Here is a 21,935-nt window from a genome sequence, read left to right on the forward strand (position 1 = left end):
GGACTCGATTTTGAGGGAGTCCAGATATTAACATTGTATTTACGGTAAGCCCGGCGGCAGGCCCTGGGCCTGGGCGCTGAAGCGCAGCACGATTTTGCCGCCGGCTGCCGCCATGACCGGCTCCAGCCACAGGTATGGCGCCGGCTCGCCAGTTCCCAGGCGCAGGCTATCGGCATCGGTAGCCACCTCCAGCAAACGCCCACTGGCCGTATCGAACAAGCGCAGCGCAACTTCCCCGTTGATGCGTTTGCCAAGCAGGTAGCGCGCTTGCCCCGGCAATTCGGCCAGCGGGCGCGCCAGGCGGAAATCCCAGCGGGTGCCGGCGCAGTCCTGTTCGTGCCTGCCGGCGGGAGCGACGCGCTCCGCGCTGACTGTCAGCAACTGGCGCAGCCCCTCGCCCTCGCCGGCCATATTGAACGCCGTGTGCAGGCATATCGAGGCCGGTGCCGCGGCAGGCGCCTGGCAATGCAGCGAAAGACCATTCGCTTCGTCCAGGACATAGGTCGCAAGCACCGCATGCGGCCCGGGACTGACCAGGCGCAGGCCGACGCTGGCGTCTTCCACCAGCGCTACTGCGTGCCAGGGCAGCCGGTGCAGGGCATGCCCGGGCGCTGGCAGCAAATGGATGCCATTTTCCGGCGCCCTGCCATGCACGACGTTGGCCAGGCGGCCATTCCGGTCAGGTGCATTGATCTTTACAATCGCACCGCCCAAGGTACTGATCTGGACTTCCATGCCATGGCGATTACACAGCGCAAAAATGAACACCGGCAACCCCTCTGCCGTATGCCCCGCGTCCTGCTGCGTAATACTTAGTTCCATCTTCTAAGTATATTCAGCCGGCTGGGATTTGATAAAATGAGTGTTTATTTCCCGTCGGCAAAATAAATAAATGCAGGCATCGCAAATTTCCTCTCGTACAGCCCTTGCGCTAGGGGCCGCGCTATTAATTGCGTGCTTTTCAGCGCAGGCCGATGAGGTCGCAGAAATCAATAAAATGATGCGCAGCGGGCAGTTGCCAGCCGCTTTAAGCAAGGTTGATGTTGCGTTATCGCAACGGCCCAAAGATGCACAATTGCGATTCATTAAAGGAATGATTTTGTCCGAGCAGGGCAAAACAGCCGATGCAATTAATGTTTTCCAAAAGCTGACGGAAGATTATCCGGAATTACCTGAGCCTTATAACAACCTGGCCGTGCTGCATGCGGCGGCCGGCAATTACGATAAGGCCCGCGTTGCACTGGAGCGCGCGATCCGCACCAACCCCGCTTACGCCACCGCCCACGAAAACCTGGGCGGCGTATATGCCAAGCTGGCCAGCCAGTCTTACGACAAGGCGATGCAATTGGCGGATCCGACCCAGCAGCCGCCGCAGAAAGCCAAACTGGCGATGCTGCGCACCTTGACGCCTAAAGGCGGCGAGGCTGCTTCACCGCTGGCCGCGCTCGCTGCGGCTTCGGTTCCAGCTGCGGCCCCGGCCGCGGCGCCTGCCCCAGTGATCGCGCAGGCGGCGCCGGCTCCTGCTCCAGTCCCGGCCAGGCTGCCTGCGCCGCCGGTGAAGGCGGCACCGGTGCCGCCACCTGCGCCGGCTCCTGTCATTGCCCAGGCCAAGCCGATTCCGACTGCCCCGCCGGCAGCGGCACCGGCCCCGGCGCCGGCGGTACAATTGGCAAAGGCCGCACCGAAAGCTGAGCAAGTCCAGAAAGAAGACGCCGATGGCGCCGATGTCATCAAGGCTGTCGAGAACTGGGCCAAGGCCTGGAGCGCGCAGGACATGAAGGGCTACCTGAATGCCTACGGTGGCAATTTCCAGACGCCGAAGGGCCAGAACCGCAAGGCCTGGGAAGCTGACCGCACCGCCCGCATCGAGGGCAAAGGCCATATCAAGGTGTCCATCGAGGCGCCGCAAGTGACGGTCAAGGGCAATACCGCGACCGTGAAATTCCGCCAGAAGTACGTGTCGGACCGCCTCAGCACCGCCGGACGCAAGACCCTGGTGCTGGAGAAGCAAGGCAGGAACTGGTTAATCAAGCAAGAGCAGTCGGGGAGCTGATGGAGATGTCGAAGCGAGCAAGTGCCGGTGCGGCTGCCGCGCTGCTGGCAGCATGCGCCCTGCTGACGCCAGCCGGTATCGGCATGGCCAAGTCCATCCATCCGGCCGAATCCCCGCGCGCCCGGCAGGATGCCGAGATCATGCTGCTGGAGATCTACAAGAACCTGCGCGCCAGCCAGCTGCAGGAGGCGATGGCCAAGGCCGACGCCCTGGTGCTGGCTTACCCCAATTTCCGCGTTGGGCACCTGATCCGCGGCGACCTGCTGCTGATGCACACCAAGCCGGTGGGCCAGCTCGGCGCCGGCGCCAGCGGTCCGGCAGACAAGCTGAACGATTTGCGCGACGAAGCGCGCGTGCGCCTGCAAACCCTGGTGGCGCGTCCCGGCCCGGGACTGGCGCCGCGTTCCGTGCTGCAGCTGCGTGCCGACATGCGCCATGTGCTGGTGGTCGACGCCACGCAGTCGCGCCTGTATGTCTACCAGAACAATAGCGGCGAACTGAAACTGGTGACCGACTATTACATCAGCCAGGGCAAGCTGGGCGTCGACAAGTTCCGCGAAGGCGACCAGAAGACCCCGCTCGGGGTGTACTACATCACCGGCCGCGTATCCGGCCCCAAGCTGCCCGACTTCTACGGCGCCAGCGCCCTGCGCATCAACTACCCGAATGAGTGGGACCGCCTGAACGGCCGCAGCGGCGGCGGCATCTTCCTGCATGGTACGCCGGCCGACAACTACAGCCGCCCGCCCCTGGCTTCCGATGGCTGCGTGGTGTTGACCAATGACGATTTGCGTAAGCTGGAAGGCACGGTCGATATCGGCAAGACCCCGGTGGTGATCGCCGGCCACCAGGAATTCATCAGCAAGGCCAAGTGGGACAACGAACGTTTCACCGCCAACCGCCTGGTTGAATCCTGGCGCGCGGACCTGGTAAGCGCCGACAGCAAGCGGCTGCTGAAAAATTATTCGGTCAAGTTCAAGTCGGCCAATGGCGAAGACTTGAAGACCTGGTACGAGAAGGACATGCGGCCGCTGGCCAGCGTCAATGGACTCAGCGTATCGCTCAGTGAAGTGACCATCTTCCGCTACCCAAGCCGCGACGACATGCTGGTCAGCACCTTCACCCTCGAATCGAAGATCGGCAAGAGCCGCTCCACCCAGCGCAAGCGCCAGTACTGGGCGCGTGAAGGCAGCGAGTGGAAGATCATCTTCGAAAGCATGATCTGAAAATTCCCCTGCGCACGCAGCTGCTCAGCTGCGCCGCGCTGGCGGCTATTGCCGTTGCGATCCTGCTGCTGCGGCGGCTGCCGCTTACGGGACTGCTGCAGGCCGGCTTGCCGTGGTGGCAGCAGAGCCTGGCGGGCATCGCAATCGGGTTTGCCGTGGGCGGCATATCCGCCCTGACCACCTTGCGCAAGCCCCATTCCGAAGCGGTGCGGCGCACGGTTGCCAGCTATGCGCGGCTTGACCTCGATGGCTTGAACCCGTTGTGGATTTCGCTCGCCGCCGGCGTTTCGGAAGAACTCCTGTTCCGCGCAGCGCTGCAGCCGCTGGCCGGAATCTGGGGCGCCAGCGTGCTGTTCCTGCTGGTCCATAGCGGCGCCTACGACTTCCGCCGCCTTGACCGCGCAGCGCTGTGGCAAGCCGGCGGCGTGTTCGGCATGAGCGTCCTGCTAGGCCTCGCCTTCGAATACGCTGGCTTGCTGTGCGTGATGATTGCCCACGCCATCGTCGACATCATCGGCCTTTACCTGGTGCGCCACCTGGCCACGCGCAAAGACTGAATGTCCACTTCGGGGTCAGGAACGAATGTGGACACTTGCTGTGAAATGTCCACTGTTGTTCCTGACCCCAAGGTGGACATCACTGGAAGGCGACCTCGGCGAAGCTGCGCAGTTTGCGGCTGTGCAACTTGTCGGAACCGAGGCCGCGCAGCAGTTCCAGCGCGCGGATGCCGATGCGCAGGTGCTGGTCGACGCGGTCGCGGTAGAACTGGTTGGCCATGCCGGGCAGCTTGATTTCGCCGTGCAGCGGCTTGTCGCTGACGCATAGCAGGGTGCCGTAAGGGACGCGGAAGCGGAAGCCGTTGGCGGCAATGGTGGCGCTTTCCATGTCCAGCGCTACCGCCCTGCTTTGGCTGAAACGGCGCTCCGGCGTGCGCTGCGGCAGCAGTTCCCAGTTGCGGTTGTCGGTACTGGCGACGGTGCCGGTGCGCAGTACGCGCTTCAGGTCATGGCCGCCCAGCTGCGTGACTTCCGCCACGGCCGACTCGATCGCCACCTGCACTTCGGCCAGGGCCGGGATCGGCACCCACAGCGGCAAATCCTCGTCCAGCACATGGTCTTCGCGCACGTAGCCGTGGGCCAGCACGTAGTCGCCCAGCTGCTGGGTGTTGCGCAGGCCGGCGCAGTGGCCCAGCATCAGCCAGGCGTGCGGGCGCAGTACCGCGATATGGTCGGTGGCTGTCTTGGCGTTGGCCGGGCCGACGCCGATATTCACCATGCTGATGCCGCTGCCGTCGGCGCGCACCAGGTGGTAGCCCGGCATCTGCGGCAGGCGCGGCGGCGCGGCGCCCAGGTCGTCGCCCGGCTGCATGGCGTGGCCGACACGGCGCGTGACGATATTGCCCGGTTCGACGAACGCTATATAGCCGTCGCTGTCCGGGCTGGCCATCAGTTCATGGCCCAGGCGCACGAATTCGTCGATGTAGAACTGGTAATTCGTGAACATCACGAAGTTCTGGAAGTGCTCGGGCGAGGTGCCGGTGTAATGGCGCAGGCGCTGCAGCGAATAGTCGACGCGCGGCGCGGTGAACAGCGACAGCGGCTGCGCTTCGCCCGGCGCTGCTTCAAACGTGCCATTGGCAATGCCGTCGTCCATCGCCGCCAGGTTGGGCAGGTCGAATACGTCGCGCATCAGCAGGCGGCGTTCGGCGCTCAGGCTGCCCTCGATATGGTCATGCTCGGCGAAGGAAAAGTGGATCGGGATCGGCTGGGAACTGAGCCCCACCTCGAGCTGCGTCTGCTGCTGGCCGTGGTTTTTCAGCAGCAGGCGGAATTGTTCGGTGTAATAGCCTTCGAACAGGTCGGGGCGCGTCAGCGTGGTCTCAAAAGCGCCAGGGCCGGCGACAAAGCCGTAAGACAGGCGCGAGTCGGCGCGCGCCACGGTCTCGGTCTGCACCCGTACGTACGGGTAGCAGGCGCGCACGCGCTCGGTCGGCGTTTCGCCTTCGACAAAGCGCTGCAGCGATTCGCGCAGGAAGCGGATACTATCGTCGTAAATTGCCCGGACCTGGGCCAGTGCTGCGGAAGGATCGTCAAACATGCGGGGTGCTACGTGGGGACGGCTGAACATCGTGCTACTCCTTTCTGCGGGCTTCGTCCTATTATAATGGCTGCATGTGGCAGAAATATTTAATCGGGCTGGTTGCGGCGGGAAGCACGGCGGGCGCGCTGGCGCAAGCGCCGTTAACCGTGGCCTGGCGCGAGAAACCGCCCTACTATTACTTTGACGAGAACAAGGTCGCGAAAGGCTTCATGCTGGAACGCGCCAAACAGGTCTTCGCTGCTGCCGGCGTGCCTGCGGTATTCGTCAACGAGCCGCAAAAGCGCATCTGGGCCCAGTTCAGCCACGGCACGCCGAATTACTGCTCCATCAGCTGGTACCGGCTGCCTGAGCGCGAGGCAGTGGCGCAGTACTCGGTGCCGGTCCATGCCGACCTGCCGCATGCCGTGCTGGCCGTGCCGGCGGTGGCGGCCCGTATCAGGGCCCACCAGAACCTGCAGGCCCTGCTTTCCGACAAATCGCTGACGCTGGCGGTGATCGATGGCGCTTCCTACGGCCCGGAACTCGATGCCCTGATCGGCACCAGCAAAAACCGGATCATGCGCAGGACGGTGGAAACCTCGGCCATGTTCCGCATGGTGGCCTTCGGCCGCGCCGACTACCTGTTCGTCGACCGCGAAGACTGGAACTATCTGCGGCTCAAATTCCCTGAGCTCCAGTCACTGGTATTGATCGATTTCGCCGACATGCCGCCCGGCCTGAAACGCTACGTCGTCTGCAGCCGCGACGTGCCGGCGGAAACGATGGAGCGCCTGAACCGCGCCATCCTGGCGCGCAGCGACACGCCGCGCCGCTAGCCTCAGATGCCCTTGGCGCCCAGCACTTGCATGCGCTGGCGCCACGCCGCCACCGCCGTGGCATCCATCTTGCCCGCGCCGCCGACCAGCGTCTTGCGCACCGGCGCAATGCCCACGAAGTTCAGGATATTGCGCTCCAGCGACTTCAGGCTGTGGGCGCAGAAGTACCAGCGATAGAACAGCGCCGGCATCCCCATCGTCACCACCACGCGTGCGCTGCGGCCAGCGAGCAGGCCGGCATGCAGCGGGTTCCTCGCCTGTCGGTCCAGGGCGAAACCTGGCCGCGCCACCTGCTCCAGGAAGGCTTTCAGGCTGGCCGGCATGTCGCCCAGCCAGAGCGGATAGAAAATCACGATATGCCGTGCTTCCGCGATGCTGCGCTTTACCGGCGCCAGGGCGGGCGGCAATTCGCCCTCTTCCCACTCGTGCGCATTGGCCAGCATCGGGAAATCCAGTTTGACCGGCGTGACGATCTCGGCCTGGTGCCCTGCCGCGCGCGCGGCGTCGACGTAGGCTTCCGCCAGCGCATGGCACAAATGCCCGCCGGCCGGATCAGGATGGCCCTGGATGACAAGGATCCTGCTCATGCGTCTTCCACCGTAACCAGGTTGCTCTGGGCCTCGGCGTATTCCAGCGCGTAAGCCAGTTCGCCCGGTGTATCGGCATGGATCGACAGGACAGGCTGCCCCACTTCCAGCCTGCTCCCAAGCGGCGCGAAGAAACGCACGCCTGCGGCTGCGGCGCGCGGTGCACCGGCCAGCTTGGCGAGGGTGGCCAGCTTGCGGTTGTCGATGGCGATCACACGGCCGGCATGGCGTGCTTCCAGCGCATGGGTGCAGGCAGCAACCGGTGGCTGGCGCATACCGCCTTGCGCTGCGCAGATGGCCTGGAACCTGGCCCAGGCGGCACCGGAATCCAGGGTCTGCGCGGCCAGTAGCATGCCTTGCCCGGGAGCAGCGCGGCCGCCCAGTTCCAGCACCCCTGCAGCCAAGGCCAGTGCGCGCTGGCGCAAATCCTGCGGCGCAGTGGGCGCACCTTGCAATACCGCCAGCACGTCCATCGCCTCCAGTGCCGGGCCGATGCCGACGCCAACCGGCTGGCTGCCGTCGCTGAGCACGCATTGCACCGCCAGGCCCAAGGCTTGGCCGGCCCCTTCCAGGCGCGCCGCCAGCTGCTGCGCGGCCTGTTCGGAGCGCACCTTGGCGGTGCGGCCGACCGGTATGTCGATCAGCACGTGGCTGGCGCCGGCCGCCAGCTTCTTCGACAACACCGAAGCGACCAGCAAGCCATCGCTATCGAGTTCCAGCGGGCGTTCGACGCGAATCAGCACGTCGTCGGCCGGGCTCAGGGTGACACTGCCGCCCCACACGATGCAGCCGCCTTCCTGCTGCACCACGCGGCGCATGGCGTCGATGCCGATCGCGACCGGTGCCAGGGTTTCCATGGTGTCGGCCGTGCCTGCCGGCGAGGTAATGGCGCGCGAGGACGTCTTCGGCATGGTCATGCCGCAGGCCGCAACGATCGGCACCACCAGCAGCGTGGTGCGGTTGCCCGGCAGGCCACCGACGCAGTGCTTGTCCACCACCACCTGCGATGGCCAGTGCATGCGCTGGCCCGCCGCCGCCATGGCGCGCGTCAAGGCGATGGTTTCCGCCAGGTCGAGGCGGTTGCCGGAGCAGGCCGTGATAAAGCTGGCGAGGTGGATGTCCGGATAGCGGCCGGCGGCGATATCGGCAATGATGGCTTGCGCCGCCGTATCGTCCAGCGGACGGCCGTGGATCTTGCCGCGCACCGCCGCGAAAGAAGCCAGCGGCGCCGGGTGGCTTACGCTGACCGGTGCGCCCGGCGCCGCGCCCAGCGCTTCCCAGGCTGCCTCGGACAAGCCGATATCCTGCTCATCCAGCAGGCCGCCATCAACCACGTTCAGCGTGGCGGCGACGGTCCGCCCGCCGCATTGCAATTCAATACGCGATTGCGCTTCAAAGCCCTCGGCCAGGCATACCTTGCAGTCGCGCCGCATATAGGCCACCGGCTGCTGGTAGGTGTCGATGCCAAGCCGCCTGGCACGTAGTGCGTATCCCATGGTTCACTCCTTTCGCCCAGCCTAAGCGATAGCCGCGGCGCCCGGAATGACCTGGATCAATTTCAGAAGCTGCGTGCCAGACCCAGGACCACTTTGCTGTGCACCTTGCTGGAAGGTGCAACGGTGTAGCCGCCGTAGCCGCCACCGGAACTTGCGCCCTGGCGGCGCAGGCGCGCGGTATCGAGCGAGACCTGCATTTGCCAGCCTTCGAGGGCCGTCCCGACGCCGATGCGTCCTTCGGCGCGGTTGGTGGCCGCATTGCCGGGCGCGGCCAGGTAGCCGCCGCGCCAGAAGTAGCGCCAGCCGGCAGCGAGCGGTGCGCCGCCATTGAGTTCAGCATACACCGTGCGTTCGCGGAAGCCGAGATAGTCGGGTGAATAATGCAGGCGTGCCGAGTAGTTTTCAAAGGACATGCCGACAAACAGCTCGCGAAAATTCCAATCCGGGGCGCCGTGGAAGGCGTAAGCGGAAAGGCCGGCCTCCCACGACAGGCCGGATTGCAGGCGCTCGGCATAACCGGCATACCCCAGCCACTGTGCGTTGCGGTGCGATTGCGGCGCCAGCTGGCCGCTGACCACCTGGCCGCCGGCAAACCAGTCGTTGGCGCCATCGACGTCAAGCGAGAGCCGCGCTGCCGGCTTGCCGGAACTGAGGGAGATGCCGCGATACATATAGTCCGACACAATGCCGGCGCTGCCGCTTACCTGTGCCTGTGCGCTCGCTGCGAAGATGCAGGCCAGCCCGGTCAGGGCGATCGTGCCAGGTTGTCGGAGGAAGGGTTGGGGCATGCGCAGGGACATTTACCGGTAATGCGCATGATGGTGGCGCAAAGATCTATCCCCGTCAACGGTGCGGGGCCATTGCTGCGAACGATGCCCTCATGCAGGCGCTCGCTGCTTAGCTGCGGCTTGAGTTCGCCGATCAGGGCCAGCATGCCGCTGACATGTGCGGCGGCGTAGGAGGATCCCGAAACCATGCCCCAGCGCGCGCCAGGCATGGTGGTCGGCACGTCGCGCCCAGGTGCGAGCAGGCATTGGGCGCCGTGGTGCGGTGCATCGTCGGCGGCGACGGCGAACACGCCGGGACTGTTGGCCGGAAAGCCGCCATCGCTGCGCGCCGGATCGATCGCGCCCACCACGCGGATGCCGCGCACCTGCGCCACGCCGACCAGCTGCTGCAGCAGGCGGTCCGGCGGGCCGGACAGGCTCAGGTTGATGACTTGCGCGTTGTGCAGCAAGGCGTAGTTGAGGGCCTTGGCCAGCGTGAAGCTGTTGCAGCGCGTGCCGCTGTCCGCCTGCCAGCAGGCGCGCAGGGCCATCAGGCGCGCCTCCGGCGCGATGCCGGCGATGCCGATGCCGTTGTCGGCGCGCGCAGCGATGACGCCTGCTACCGCCGTGCCATGTTCTTCGGCTATGTAAGACTGGCCGTCAACGAAGTTTTCCTGCACTGTGACCTGCCCCGCCAGGTCGGGATGGCTGGTTTCGATACCGCTGTCGATCACCGCCACCAGCACCTTGCGGCCGGTGGCCGATTTGCGCACCTGTTCCAGCTGCCAGGGCGCGGCGGCGGGCTGCACGCGGTACAGCGGGTCGCCCGACACGCCCGCTGCACCGGCACCGCCTTGCGCGCTGAAGTCCTGGATCGATTGCGCCCACGCCACGCGGCTGTCGCGCGACAGCGCAGCCAGCACCGCGGCCGGATCCTGGCCTGCTGCCAGGCGCATGCGGAAGCAGTCCACGTTCAGCGCCGGCATCGGCCAGTCTTCCATCATTTGCAAGCCATGCTCGCGCGCCAGTGCGGCAGCGATGCGCTGGCGCGCCTGGCGCCCGGAGTCATCGCGGTAGCTGGCGCCGCTGTAGCCGTCGGCCCGGAAGTGCGGCGCCGGCAGGTGCAGCATGACGAGGATTTCTGCTGCGGCCGCGGCGGCCGCAGCGGCAACCGCGGGCTGGGCCTGGGCCGCTTGCGCGCCCGGTATCCAGGCCAAAGCACACAGCGTGCAAACGATCGATGCAGCCCAACGCCTCACTGCTTGCCCTCCGCTGCCAGCGCTTCGGCCAATTCAACTGCGGGATCGGCGCGCAGGGCCGCCAGCACGGCGGCGCGGCGCGCCGGTTCGACATCCAGCAGCCAGGCTCCGGTGGCAGTCGGGCCGCCAAGCAGGTGCGCGCCAGGTGTTTTCAGCAACCGCTGCACGTCCTGCACGCTGGCATCGGCCTTGAACACCAGCAGCACGTCCGGCGTGGCCGCGGGCGCGCTGCCGAGCGCCTTGTACTCGGGCGGTGAGCCGGACGGCAGCATATTCGCCGCCAGCACCACGATCACCAGGGCCTGCGCCGCGATGGCCCAGCCCTTCCAGTCGCCGGGTCCGCGCAGCCAGTCCAGCAAAGCACCGGCGAAGCGGGCCGGCTGGAGCGAAGGTGCCGGCGCCTGCTCCAGCCGCGGCATCAGGCGCGCCAGGGCGCGCTCCGGATCCAGGCCGGCCGGCAACGGGGCTGCCGTTTCGATCAGGCGCCGCTGCCAGGCCAGTTCGGCGCGGCATGCAGGGCAATCGCGCAAATGCCGCTGCACGCGTCCTGCCTCGCCGTCGGCCAGCGAGCCGGCGGCATACCAGGGCAGCAGTGCCTGCATGTCCTGGTGCTCCGCAACGTTCGATGGGTCTTGCATGTTCATCTTGATTCTTCCATATGGTCGGACAACATGTCCTTTAAGCGCAGGCGTGCATGGAACATGCGCGTCTTGACGGTATTTACCGGGCAGCCTATGGTTTCAGCAATCTCCTGGTAGGCCATGCCGTGATAGTAGGTCAGGGCGACTACGGCGCGCTGCTCCAGCGGCAAGGCGTCCAGGGCCCGGCCGACTCCCCGCTGCAGCTGGAGCGCAGCCAGCGCGTGCTCGGGTTCGTGCCACTCTTCACCGGCGACGTCCGGCGCCTCCTCCAGAGGCTCGTCCAGCCCGCGCAGGGCTTTCAGGGCCTGGCGGTAGGCAATGCCGAAGATCCAGGTCGAAACCTTGCTGCTGCCGTCGTAAGTCGACGCTTTCTGCCATACCACCAGCATGGTGTCGTTGACGATTTCTTCCAGCAGCGGCACGTTGCGCGTCATGCGGTCGAGGAAACGGGCCAGGCGCGGGAAGTAGGCGCGGTACAGGGCCTGGAAGGCCAGGCGATCGCCGCCCCCTACCAGCCGTATCAGCGCACCGTCGTCCACGTCGCCTGTCACTCCCGCCCTCCTGCCAAATCGCATGCACTTTTCTCCTTTTTACGCCCGTGAATACACGGCGGGAGCAAAAAGGTTCAAAGAATCTTCAAAAATATTTCCCCACCTGATTTTGAACCATTTTCGCGTGCGCCGGTATTGACCGTAACAACATTGACAGAATGTTCAGCACCTGTGTTCGCTCAAACTGCCGTCTGCGGCCCCGCCCTGCTTTCGCCCGACCTGGCCGCCATGCTGCGCTTGCTGGTGCTGGCGCCGCTGCTGGAGGAATGGGTGGTGCGCGCCGGGCTGCATGCATGGCTGGCGCCGCGCTATGGCGCCACGCTGGCCGTGCTGGCCAGCGCAGCGGCATTCAGCGCCCTGCACCTGGGCTCCGGGACGCTGGCGGCGGCGCTGGTATTCGGGCCGGGCCTGGCGTTCGGGCTGGCATACCAGCGCTGGCGCGACTGGCGGCTGTGCGCCCTGCTGCACAGTGCATGCAATGCCTGGGCCCTGTCGATGTGTGCTTGAACAACTCACCAACCACGGGAGCAGCAATGAAACATCACCGACTTTGGGCTTCGCTGGCATTAGGCCTGGTGCAGGCGGCGCATTTCGCGCAGGCTGCCGATGCCCTGAACGGCAAGAACCTTTACCTGAACGGTCCAACCTCCGGCGGCACCAGCTGCGCCGCCTGCCACAGCGCGTCACCGGCCAATAACGTCAGCAACATACAGGCAGCAGCGAATAATCCGTCAGTGATCAGCTCCGCTTTCGCCGCCAATAAAGGCGGCATGGGCACACTCTACAACGGGAAATTCAGTGCCGCCGAAATCGCTGACCTGGCGGCCTTCATCGGCAACCCGAACGTGAGCGCGGCGCCGGCGGCATCCGTGACCCCGGCCACGCTTTCGTTCGGCGGCGCGACCGTGGGGCAGGACAGCGCTGCACTGGCCACGACGCTATCCAACACCGGCACGGCAACGCTGAACATCGGCAGCATTGCAGTTGGCGGCAGCAACGGCGGCGACTTCCGTGTCACGGGAGGCAGCTGCGCATCCAATTCAGCCCTGTCGCCAGGCGCCAACTGCACCGTGCAGCTGGTGTTCCGCCCGAGCGCCAGCGGCGCCCGCAGCGGCGCGCTGACCGTGGGCCACAATGCCACCGGCGGCTCCAGCAGCGTCGCGCTTTCCGGCACCGGCAACGCGGTGGCCCAGGCCACGCTGTCGCTATCGGCCACGGCGCTTGACTATGGCGCGCTGCTGGTCAACGCCCCCTCCCAGCGCACGCTTACACTGAGCAATAGCGGCCAGGCTGCCCTGAACTTTTCCTCCATCGGCGTCAGCGGCGCCCAGGCCGGCTACTTCACGCTGGGCGGTACTTGCGCGGCCGGCACGCCACTGGCAACCGGCGCCAATTGCACCGTCGTGCTGCAAGCCCTGCCAACCGCGGCGGGTGCCTTTGCAGCCAGCTTGAACCTGGCATCGAACGCGAGTAACGCAAACGTGACGCTCACTCTGTCCGGCAACGCGGCCGCCCCTTCACCTGCCATCGGTGCCAACCCGGGCGCGGTCGCCTTCGGCCTGTGGACCATTGGCGCCACGCCGCTGGCGCAGCAAGTTACCCTGGACAATCGAGGCAATGTGGCGCTGGCCATCAGCAGCATCGCCGTCAACGGCGCGCCGGGCATCACGATCGCCAGCGGCAGCGATTGCGGCAGCAGCCTGGCGGTTGGTGCAAGCTGCACGGTGCCACTGGCGTTTGCTCCGGCGGCGACGGGCGATGTGGCAGGCACTTTGCTGGTACGCTCCAACGCCGCCGACCTGTCGCTGGCAGTGACCGGCTCCGGCACCACTTTGCCAGTGGCGCGTCCGGCTTTGAGCAACCGCGGCCCGGTGGCCTTCGCCGATACCCAGGTGGGGCAACAATCGGCCGTACAACGTAATACGCTGACAAATAGCGGCACCGGTGCTTTGAAAATAGCGTCGCTGGTTCTCGGCGGCAGCAATCCTGGCGACTTCGCACTGGCCGGCAGTTGCGCCGCCGACGCCACGCTGAGCCCAGGCGCAAGCTGCACGATTGACGCCACCTTCAAGCCGGCTGCAGCCGGCGTACGTAACGCCGACATGCTGCTGGTGACCGACGGCGGCGCCCAACTCACCGTGCGCCTGAACGGCAATGCCAGCGCAGTCCCCGCGCCATCGCCTACGCTCGGCGTGGCGCCGCAAGCCTTCGACTTTGGCAGCACTGCCGCCGGCGGCGCCGGCCTGGTCAAGCGCTTCACCCTGTCCAACACCGGATCCGCTGCGCTGGTACTGAACGGGCTGGCTTTCAGCGGCCCATTTGCGCTTGCGACTGGTGAAGTTAACGCCTGCGGCGCCTTCCCGCTGACATTGCAAGCCGGCGCTTCCTGCGAACTGCCAGTGCGCTTTACCCCGACTGCGGCAGGCGGCGCAACCGGCAGCGCGACCCTGCAGGCCGGCGGCGCAAGCTGGCAGGTCGCCCTCAGCGGCCAGGGTTCGAACGGCGCAGCGCCTGCCGGCGCGACGCAGAACAGCGGCGGCGGCGGATGCTCGTCGATCAGCGGCGGCAATGACCCGATGCTGGCCATCCTGGTGGTACTGGCTGCCGGCGTGCTGCTGTGGCGCCGCCGCCAGGCGCACTTGCTGGCGGCGGCAGCCGCGCTGGCAGTCGCCGGCCAGGCCATGGCGCTGGAGCCGGGCCAGGCTGCTCCCGCGTTCTCGCTGAGCGGACCGGCCGGCACCGTCAAGCTGGAGCACTACCAGGGCAAGCTGGTGTACATCGACTTCTGGGCCTCGTGGTGCGGTCCCTGCCGCCAGTCCTTCCCATGGATGAACGAGATGCAGGCCCGCTACGGTGGCCAGGGCCTGCAGGTGGTCGGTATCAATGTCGATGCCAAGACCGATGACGCGCGCAGCTTCCTGAACGCCACCCCTGCCAGCTTCGTGATCGCCTTCGACCCGAACGGCACGGCGCCGCGCACCTATGGCGTGAAAGGCATGCCCAGCAGCGTGCTGATCGGGCCCGACGGGAAAGTGCTGTATGAGCACAGCGGCTTCCGTCCTGCCGATCGCACCGTGCTGGAAGCGCGCATCAAGACTGCGCTGGGAGCGCGGCAATGAGCGCGCGCCTGCTGCTAATCAGCGCCGTGCTGGCCGCTCTCTCCGGCTGTGCCCTGAAACCCGTGCAGCCCTGGGAGAAAGGCGAGCTGTCGCGCACCGACATGCTGATCCAGGGCGACGGCCTGGAGACGCGCTTCAATGAACACATTTACACCAGCAAGGAAGCTGCTTCCGGCGGCAGTGCCGTGGGCGGCGGCGGCTGCGGCTGCAACTGACAAGGATCGACATGGATAACAAACCACACAACGGCGTGCCGGTCGGCCAGGCCCTGTTGGCTGCAGCCCTGCTGCTGCCGGGGATTGGCGCCGTGCATGCAGAGACGCCGCCGGAACGGGGCAGCATCGGCGTGAAATACCTGTACTACAAGGAAGACCAGCCGGGCCTCGACCGTGTACGCGTACATGCACCGGCGGTGTCGGTGCTGGCGCCCATCGCCGGTGAATGGTCGGTGGCTGCCAGCGCCACCGTGGACGACGTTTCCGGCGCCTCGCCGCGCTATCACACGGCCGTCTCCGGGGCTTCGCGCATGGACGACTTGCGCAAAGCGGGCGATGTGACCGCCACGCGATACCTGCCGCGCGGCACGGTCAGCGTTTCGGCGGCGTATTCGACTGAGCATGATTACGTGTCGCGCGCACTGTCGCTGCAGGCATCCCTTTCCAGCGAGGACAAGAACACCACCTGGAACTTTGGCCTGGGCGGTTCGGATGACAGCATCGATCCTGTCAACCATATCGTGCAGGATGCGGGGCGCCAGACCGTGAGCGTGCTGGCCGGCGTGACGCGGGTGCTGACGCCGGTTGACGTCGGCCAGTTCACGCTGACCCACACGCAGGGGCATGGCTATTACTCCGATCCGTACAAGCTGGCCGACAAGCGGCCCGATTCGCGGCGACAGGATACGGCCCTGCTGCAGTGGAACCACCGATTCGTCGCACTCGGCGCGAGCAGCAGGCTCAGTTACCGCTATTACCGCGACAGCTACGGCATCAGCGCACATACCCTCGGTGCCGAATGGGTTCAGGGTTTGGGCGATGGCTGGACTGTCACGCCTGCCGTGCGGCTGTACACGCAGCGTGCGGCCGACTTCTATTTCGATCCGGTGTACGACAGCCAGCTTGGCGCACCCTTCCCGCCTGGCTATGTATTCGGCAGCCCGCAAGCCAGTTCGGCCGACCAGCGCCTGTCCGGCTTCGGCGCGGCCACGCTGGGCGTGAAGCTGGCCAAGCAGCTCAATCGCGACTGGGCGGTCGACTTCAAAGTGGAGCGCTACGAGCAGCGCGCGGTGTGGCGCCTGTTTGGCAGCGGCAGCCCGGGGCTGGCGCCAATGCGGGCAGTCAGCCTGCAAATTGGAGTGACACGGCAGTGGTAAGCCCGATATTCACGATCGACTTCCAGGCGATGGCCAGCCGCTGCGAGATCCGGCTGGCCGCAGCCACCTGCACCGAAGCGCGGGCACTGGCAGAACCGGCGCTCGACGAAGTACGCCGGATCGAAGCCAAATACTCGCGCTATCGCGCCGACAGTATCGTGAGCCGTATCAATGCGGCGGCCGGCGTATCCGAGGTTGCCTGTGATGACGAGACCCTGGCGCTGCTGGAGTATGCCGATGCAGTGTATCGCAGCAGCGGCGGGCGTTTCGACATCACTTCCGGCGTACTGCGCAAGGTGTGGGACTTCCGTATGGGGACCGTGCCGTCGCCGCGCTCGCTGGAGCAGCTGTTGCCGCTGGTTGGCTGGCAGCAGGTGCGGCGGGAAGGCGGCAGCGTGATGCTGTCCCGGGCCGGCATGGAGCTCGATTTCGGCGGGTTCGGCAAAGAGTACGCCGTTGACCGTGCGGCGGAGATCCTCAGCGCGCAGGGTGTGCAGCATGGCTATGTGAACCTGGGCGGCGACATGCGTTTCCTGGGCCCTCGGCCGGATGGCGAAGAGTGGAGCATCGGGATCCAGCATCCGCGCGATACGCGCTCCACCGTTGCCAGCGTCCCCTTCACCCGGGGTGCGCTGGCGACGAGCGGCGATTATGAGCGCTATTTCGAGGCGGATGGACGGCGCTATTGCCACATCCTCGATCCCCGCAACGGCATGCCGGTGTCGTATTGGCGCTCGGTGAGCGTGGTGTCGCCGATGGCCATTTCCGCCGGCAGCTGCAGTACCACCGCCATGCTGCTGCAGCGGGATGGATTGGAATTCCTGGAGCAATCTGGCTTGTCTTTCCTGGCGATTGACCAGGAAGGGCGAATTTTTCGGAGGTGAATAATGAAGTTCCTGATTCAATGGCTGGCGGCGCTGCTGCTGGCTTCCGTGGTGGGCGGGCCTGCCCTGGCGGACGATTTCCTGGCGCCGGAGCGCGCGTTTGACTTGCGGGCGGAACTGAAGGCAGATGGACAGCTTGCCCTGCACTGGGCTATCGCACCGGAATACCACCTTTATCGTGACCGCATTTCCTTGCGCAGCGATGGGGCGGCAGTACCGGTGCTTCTGCCGAGCGGGAAACGCAAGTATGACGAGAATTTTGGCAAGGAGATGGAGACGTATGCGGGGTCGTTGGCTTTGCAACTTCCCTGGCAGGGGCGTACTGCCGGCACCTTGCTGGTCGGGTACCAGGGCTGTGCCGATGCCGGGCTGTGCTATCCGCCGGTGGAACGCCGCTACCGCATCGATCCGGCGCAGCCGGGCGTGCTGAAGGCGCTGCCCGAGGATCCACCGGGCCAGCTCGCCAACACGGCTACTGAAGGCGCAACCCCGGCTGCGCAGGCACCGGCGCTGGAGGACGACACTTCACTGGCGCAGCGCACGCTGCAAAGCGGCAGCGCATGGCGCATCGGGGCGGCGTTCCTGGTATTCGGGCTGCTGCTGTCGTTCACGCCTTGCGTGCTGCCCATGGTGCCGATCCTGTCCTCCATTATCGTCGGCGAGGCGCAGGTGACGCGCAAGCGCGGATTGCTGCTGGCGGTGGCGTACAGCCTGGGCATGGCCCTGGTCTACACCTCGCTGGGCGTGGCGGCGGGACTGGCGGGCGAGGGCCTGGCGGGGGCGCTGCAGAAGCCCTGGGTCTTGATGACCTTCGGCGCGCTGCTGGTCGCGCTGGCACTGTCGATGTTCGACGTCTACCAGCTCCAGTTGCCCAGCGCGCTGCAGACTCGCCTGAGCAACGCCAGCGGCAATTTGTCCGGCGGCCGCCTGGCCGCAGTGTTCGTGATGGGCGCCGTATCGGCACTGATCGTCGGCCCTTGCGTGGCTGGCCCGCTGGCCGGCGCGCTGCTCTACATCAGCCAGACCGGCAACGCCCTGGTCGGCGCCGGCGCCCTGTTCGCGATGGCCTGCGGCATGAGCGTTCCGCTGCTGTTGACCGGATTGTCGGCCGGCAGCCTGCTGCCGCGCGCCGGCGCCTGGATGAACCATGTGAAAAAGGTCTTCGGCCTGCTGCTCATCGCAGTCGCAATCTGGATGGTCAACCCGGTGCTGCCGGTAACCGCCAGCATGGCGCTTTGGGGTGCTTTCGCCATCCTGTGCGCCGCCTTCCTGCGCGTCGGTGAAGCTGTCGCGCAGGGCGCCGGCGCCGGCGCCTACGCAACCAAGGCGCTCGGCGTGCTGATGCTGCTTGGCGGCCTGTTCGAACTGGTCGGCGCGGCAAGTTCCGGACGCGACGTGCTGCAGCCGCTGGCACACCTGCGCAGCGCCGGAAACGGTGCTACTATTGCCGCCGTGGGTGCAGGCCAGGCACATAATACCGAACCCCGTTTCACCCGCGTTCGCACCATGGCCGATCTTGACCAGGCATTGGCCGCTGCGAAGAAACCCGTCATGCTCGACTTCTACGCCGATTGGTGCGTCTCATGCAAGGAGATGGAACGCCTCACCTTCACCGACACGCGCGTGCAAGCCGCGATGCAGGACATGCACCTGCTGCAAGCCGATGTCACGGCCAACAGCGAAGAAGACCGCGCCCTGATGAAGCGCTTCAGCCTTTTCGGCCCGCCCGGCATCGTCATGTTCGACGCCGGCGGCAACGAAGTCACCCAGGCGCGCATCATCGGCTACCAGCCACCCGAAAAATTCCTGCGCCGCCTGGAACTGGCGGCTAACAGCCCTGAAAGGACCACTCAGTGAAACGCACCCTCTCCTTCCTATTCTGCGCCGCGCTGCTGCCTGCGGCAGCCTACGCCGAGAACACGCCGGCGCACTGGAGCTATGAAGGCGCCACCGGCCCGCAGAACTGGGCCGCGCTGGAACAGGACTTCAGCACCTGCAAGCTGGGACACAACCAGTCGCCGATCGACATCCGCAAGACCAGCAAAGCCAAGCTGCCGGCGCTGGAATTCGCCTACAGCCCGTCGCCGCTGAAGATCCTCGACAACGGCCACACCATTCAGGTGAACTACGCCGCGGGCAGCAGCGTCACCATTGACGGCAAGCGCTACGACCTGCTGCAGTTCCACTTCCATAAGCCAAGCGAAGAGAAGATCAATGGCCGCAGCTACCCGATGGTGGCGCACCTGGTGCACAAGAACGCGGAAGGCAAGCTGGCCGTGGTAGCCGTGCTGTTCCAAAAGGGCCACGAGAACCCGCTGGTGCAGACCCTGTGGGATGCCTTGCCGAAGGAAAAAGGCGAAGCGCAGGAAGTCTCCGGCGTGAGCATCGATATCGGCAAGCTGCTGCCAGCGACCCAGGGTTATTACAACTTCGCCGGCTCGCTGACCACCCCGCCCTGCAGCGAAGAAGTCAACTGGTTCGTGCTGAAAACGCCGGTTGAAATGTCGGCCGCCCAGTTGAAGCGATTCGCCCACGTCTACAAGCACAACGCCCGCCCGATCCAGCCGTTGAACGGACGCACGGTGCAGGAAAGCCTGTAAGGCTCAGCAGCGGGCTTGCGCCCGCTTGCAGCGATCGCGTCCCTGCCGCTTGGCGGCATACATGGCCGCATCGCTGCGCCGCAGCAGGTCTTCCGCCAGTTGCGCATCATAGGGAAACACGGCCAGCCCGATGCTGGCCGATACCAGCGCCGGTTGTTCATGCGCCAGCCGCACCGGGGCACGTACTGCCGCCAGCGCCCGTTCCAGGATCTCCTCGGCTTCGGCGACATCGTTCAGGCCCGCCAGCAGCAGCACGAACTCATCGCCGCCCAGCCGCGCCACAGTATCATTGGCCCGCACCACTTGCTGCTGGCGTCCCGCCACTTCCACCAACACCGCGTCGCCCGCCTCGTGGCCGAAGGTATCGTTGACGTTCTTGAAGCCATCCAGGTCCATGACGCATACCGCCACCAGCTTTTCCGCGCGCGCGGCAAAGGACAGCGCCTGCTGCAGGCGGTCCTCCATCAGGCGCCGGTTCGGCAGGCGCGTAAGCGGATCCATGAAGGCCATCTTTTCGATCTCCTCCTGGCGCGCGCATTCGTCCGTGATATCGGTGAACAGGCCGAAGTAGTGCTGCACCTTGTCGCGCTCATCGCGCACCGCGCTCAGGGTCAGGTGCGCCGCAAACAAGGAGCCGTCGGAGCGCCTGTCCCACACCTTGCCCTGCCATTGGCCGGTTCCCAGCAAGCCTTGCCACATGGCCTTGTAGAATTCCGGGTCCTGCCTGCCCGACTGCATGATGCGCGGATGCTGTCCAAGCAGCTTATGGCGTGCATAGCCGCTCATGGCGGCAAAAGCGCGGTTGGCTTCGACGATACGCATGTCGCGGTTGACCACCAGGATGCCTTCCGACGTCGCATCGAATACCTTGGCCACCAGGTGCTCGCGCGCTGCGGCGCTGCGCATGCGCTGGCGCAGCAGGCGTGAAATGCTCGCAACATGGCGAAACATGAGCCATGCAGTGAGCGCCGCAGCCAGCAGAGCGCCGCACAGTGCGGCCAGCGAGATTTCCAGCTGCGCCGCCATGGCATCCCCTATTCCAGCACCACCTGTTCCAGATAGTCAGGCACGCGGCACGGCCATTGCAGCTGCTCCGCAATGCGCAGGCGCAGCGCATCGGCTGCCGCCGGCTCGCCATGCGTGACGAACACCTGGCGCGGGGTGGCCGATGAATGCGACAGCCAGCCCAGGATTTCATCGGCGTCGGCGTGGGCCGACAGGTTGCCGATCAGTTCAACGCGCGCCCGCACCGGATAATACTCGCCGTGGATCTTGACCGAGGTTTCGCCGGCCAGCATGCGGGCCCCGCGCGTGCCTGCCGCCTGGAAGCCGGCAAACAGGATGGTATTGCGCGAATCGCCGGCAAAGGATTTCAGGTGGTGCAGCACGCGGCCCCCGGTGGCCATGCCGCTGGCGGCAATGATGACCATCGGCACCTGGCGCCGGTTCAGCGCCATCGATTCTTCCACGCTGTTGACGATGTGCGCCACATGGCCCAGGGCGTGGCAACTGCGTTCATCGAGCCGGTGCTGTCCCTGGTGCTTGATGTAGAGCCGCGTCGCATCCACCGCCATCGGGCTGTTCAGGTATATCGGCAAGGCCGCCGGGATCGCGCCAGACTCTTTGAGTTTCCAGATTTCATACAACAGTTCCTGTGCCCGCCCCACTGCAAAAGACGGAATCACGGTCACGCCGCCGCGCGCTGCCGTCTTGCTGATGATGTCGGCCAGCTTGCCGCTCGGGTCCGACGCGTCGTGGCGGCGATCGCCGTAAGTCGATTCCACCACCAGGTAATCGCATTTCCCGAGCACGGTGGGCGGGCGCATGATCGGGTCGTTCGGGCGCCCGACGTCGCCGGAAAACATCACGGTGCGGCCAGCGCAGCGCACCGAGACCGAAGCGGCGCCCAGGATATGGCCGGCCAACTGGAGGCGCGCCACCATGCCCGGAGCGGGCGAGAACTCGTGGCCGACCGGGACAACTTGCAGGTGCTCCAGCGCGCGCAGCGCATCGGCTTCCGAATACAGGGGCAGGGCCGGCTTGTGTTTGGAGAAGTTGTGGCGATTTGCATACAAGGCCTCTTCCTCCAGCAGGCGGCCGCTGTCGGGCAGCAGGATCCGGCACAGGTCGCGCGTCGCCTCCGTGCAGTACACCTTGCCGCGGAAGCCGGCGCTGACCAGCACCGGCAGGAAGCCGCTGTGATCGAGATGGGCATGGGTCAGCACCACGCCGCTGATCGAGTCCGGCGGCACAGGAAAAGCCTCCCAGTTACGCAGGCGAAGCTGCTTATAGCCCTGGAACAGGCCGCAATCCACCAATACCTGTTCGACGCCACTGCGCAACAGGTATTTGGAGCCGGTGACGGTACCGGTGGCACCAAGGAATTTAATTGTGAGCATGTTTGCAGCATATCCAAGGCGGCGCACAAAATATTTGATCCAGGTCAAAGAGAAGTATCGCAAAAT

Annotated in this window: 21 protein-coding genes; 11 read left to right on the forward strand and 10 right to left on the reverse strand. The window is 65.7% G+C overall.

Annotation, left to right across the window (positions count from 1 at the left end; all coding sequences use genetic code 11):
- Positions 1–39: 39 nt before the first annotated feature.
- Positions 40–822: a hypothetical protein gene (locus ASD07_RS03125; protein ID WP_082507076.1), complete on the reverse strand. Its 783-nt coding sequence runs from the start codon at positions 820–822 to the stop codon at positions 40–42.
- 70 nt (positions 823–892) lie between these two features.
- On the opposite strand from ASD07_RS03125, the gene ASD07_RS03130 reads away from it, so the two are divergent.
- The 3 genes from ASD07_RS03130 to ASD07_RS03140 are packed head-to-tail and all read left to right on the forward strand — an operon-like array spanning position 893 to position 3,836.
- Entirely contained in the window at positions 893–2,053 is a 1,161-nt protein-coding gene (locus ASD07_RS03130) for a tetratricopeptide repeat protein (protein WP_055924982.1), read from the forward strand.
- Between the two features lie 5 nt (positions 2,054–2,058).
- Complete coding sequence (locus ASD07_RS03135; protein ID WP_055925335.1) at positions 2,059–3,279, forward strand: murein L,D-transpeptidase family protein; 1,221 nt, start codon at positions 2,059–2,061, stop codon at positions 3,277–3,279.
- On the forward strand, positions 3,249–3,836 hold the full coding sequence (locus tag ASD07_RS03140) for a CPBP family intramembrane glutamic endopeptidase (RefSeq protein WP_055924985.1): 588 nt from the start codon (positions 3,249–3,251) through the stop codon (positions 3,834–3,836). The genes ASD07_RS03135 and ASD07_RS03140 overlap by 31 nt, the downstream gene beginning before the upstream one ends.
- A gap of 79 nt (positions 3,837–3,915) precedes the next feature.
- Here the strand turns inward: ASD07_RS03140 and ASD07_RS03145 are convergent, their stop codons facing one another.
- Positions 3,916–5,406 (reverse strand): AMP nucleosidase, encoded by a 1,491-nt coding sequence (locus tag ASD07_RS03145; protein ID WP_055924988.1) that lies wholly within the window; start codon positions 5,404–5,406, stop codon positions 3,916–3,918.
- A 44-nt stretch (positions 5,407–5,450) separates the two neighbouring features.
- On the opposite strand from ASD07_RS03145, the gene ASD07_RS03150 reads away from it, so the two are divergent.
- A complete protein-coding gene (locus tag ASD07_RS03150; protein WP_055924991.1) occupies positions 5,451–6,194 on the forward strand; it encodes an ABC transporter substrate-binding protein in 744 nt (247 codons plus the stop codon).
- A 2-nt stretch (positions 6,195–6,196) separates the two neighbouring features.
- On the opposite strand, the gene ASD07_RS03155 is transcribed toward ASD07_RS03150, so the two are convergent.
- The 6 genes from ASD07_RS03155 to ASD07_RS03180 all read right to left on the reverse strand — a co-directional run bounded on the left by ASD07_RS03155 (position 6,197) and on the right by ASD07_RS03180 (position 11,519).
- Positions 6,197–6,781 carry an NAD(P)H-dependent oxidoreductase gene (locus ASD07_RS03155; RefSeq protein WP_055924992.1) on the reverse strand — a complete coding sequence of 195 codons (585 nt, stop codon included), beginning with the start codon at positions 6,779–6,781 and terminating at the stop codon, positions 6,197–6,199.
- Positions 6,778–8,277, reverse strand: a complete 1,500-nt coding sequence (locus ASD07_RS03160) for a thymidine phosphorylase family protein (RefSeq protein WP_055924995.1) — start codon at positions 8,275–8,277, stop codon at positions 6,778–6,780. The genes ASD07_RS03155 and ASD07_RS03160 overlap by 4 nt, the downstream gene beginning before the upstream one ends.
- Before the next feature lie 62 nt (positions 8,278–8,339).
- Entirely contained in the window at positions 8,340–9,065 is a 726-nt protein-coding gene (locus ASD07_RS03165; protein ID WP_162246528.1) for a TorF family putative porin, read from the reverse strand.
- The gene (locus ASD07_RS03170; protein ID WP_229207036.1) at positions 9,023–10,303 is read right to left on the reverse strand and encodes a S8 family serine peptidase; all 1,281 of its coding nucleotides are present in this window, start codon (positions 10,301–10,303) and stop codon (positions 9,023–9,025) included. The genes ASD07_RS03165 and ASD07_RS03170 overlap by 43 nt, the downstream gene beginning before the upstream one ends.
- Positions 10,300–10,947 carry a zf-HC2 domain-containing protein gene (locus ASD07_RS03175; RefSeq protein WP_055925003.1) on the reverse strand — a complete coding sequence of 216 codons (648 nt, stop codon included), beginning with the start codon at positions 10,945–10,947 and terminating at the stop codon, positions 10,300–10,302. The genes ASD07_RS03170 and ASD07_RS03175 overlap by 4 nt, the downstream gene beginning before the upstream one ends.
- A complete protein-coding gene (locus tag ASD07_RS03180) occupies positions 10,944–11,519 on the reverse strand; it encodes an RNA polymerase sigma factor (protein WP_055925007.1) in 576 nt (191 codons plus the stop codon). The genes ASD07_RS03175 and ASD07_RS03180 overlap by 4 nt, the downstream gene beginning before the upstream one ends.
- A gap of 147 nt (positions 11,520–11,666) precedes the next feature.
- On the opposite strand from ASD07_RS03180, the gene mrtJ reads away from it, so the two are divergent.
- The 7 genes from mrtJ to ASD07_RS03220 are packed head-to-tail and all read left to right on the forward strand — an operon-like array spanning position 11,667 to position 19,470.
- Entirely contained in the window at positions 11,667–12,002 is a 336-nt protein-coding gene (mrtJ, locus tag ASD07_RS03185) for a JDVT-CTERM system glutamic-type intramembrane protease (RefSeq protein ID WP_229207037.1), read from the forward strand.
- Positions 12,003–12,028: 26 nt separating this feature from the next.
- The gene (locus ASD07_RS03190) at positions 12,029–14,614 is read left to right on the forward strand and encodes a choice-of-anchor D domain-containing protein (RefSeq protein ID WP_082507077.1); all 2,586 of its coding nucleotides are present in this window, start codon (positions 12,029–12,031) and stop codon (positions 14,612–14,614) included.
- Complete coding sequence (locus ASD07_RS03200) at positions 14,611–14,829, forward strand: DUF4266 domain-containing protein (protein WP_055925014.1); 219 nt, start codon at positions 14,611–14,613, stop codon at positions 14,827–14,829. Before ASD07_RS03190 ends, ASD07_RS03200 begins: the two co-directional genes overlap by 4 nt.
- An 11-nt stretch (positions 14,830–14,840) precedes the next feature.
- Positions 14,841–15,986 (forward strand): DUF3570 domain-containing protein, encoded by a 1,146-nt coding sequence (locus ASD07_RS03205; protein ID WP_055925016.1) that lies wholly within the window; start codon positions 14,841–14,843, stop codon positions 15,984–15,986.
- Positions 15,980–16,870 (forward strand): FAD:protein FMN transferase, encoded by an 891-nt coding sequence (locus ASD07_RS03210; protein WP_229207038.1) that lies wholly within the window; start codon positions 15,980–15,982, stop codon positions 16,868–16,870. The genes ASD07_RS03205 and ASD07_RS03210 overlap by 7 nt, the downstream gene beginning before the upstream one ends.
- A gap of 3 nt (positions 16,871–16,873) precedes the next feature.
- The gene (gene dsbD / locus ASD07_RS03215) at positions 16,874–18,727 is read left to right on the forward strand and encodes a protein-disulfide reductase DsbD (RefSeq protein ID WP_055925018.1); all 1,854 of its coding nucleotides are present in this window, start codon (positions 16,874–16,876) and stop codon (positions 18,725–18,727) included.
- Entirely contained in the window at positions 18,724–19,470 is a 747-nt protein-coding gene (locus tag ASD07_RS03220) for a carbonic anhydrase (protein ID WP_229207039.1), read from the forward strand. Before dsbD ends, ASD07_RS03220 begins: the two co-directional genes overlap by 4 nt.
- Before the next feature lie 3 nt (positions 19,471–19,473).
- On the opposite strand, the gene ASD07_RS03225 is transcribed toward ASD07_RS03220, so the two are convergent.
- A complete protein-coding gene (locus tag ASD07_RS03225; RefSeq protein ID WP_055925021.1) occupies positions 19,474–20,496 on the reverse strand; it encodes a sensor domain-containing diguanylate cyclase in 1,023 nt (340 codons plus the stop codon).
- A gap of 8 nt (positions 20,497–20,504) precedes the next feature.
- Positions 20,505–21,869, reverse strand: a complete 1,365-nt coding sequence (locus tag ASD07_RS03230; RefSeq protein ID WP_055925346.1) for an MBL fold metallo-hydrolase RNA specificity domain-containing protein — start codon at positions 21,867–21,869, stop codon at positions 20,505–20,507.
- Between the last annotated feature and the right edge of the window lie 66 nt (positions 21,870–21,935).

This window comes from Duganella sp. Root336D2, assembly GCF_001425005.1.
GTDB lineage: Bacteria > Pseudomonadota > Gammaproteobacteria > Burkholderiales > Burkholderiaceae_D > Rugamonas.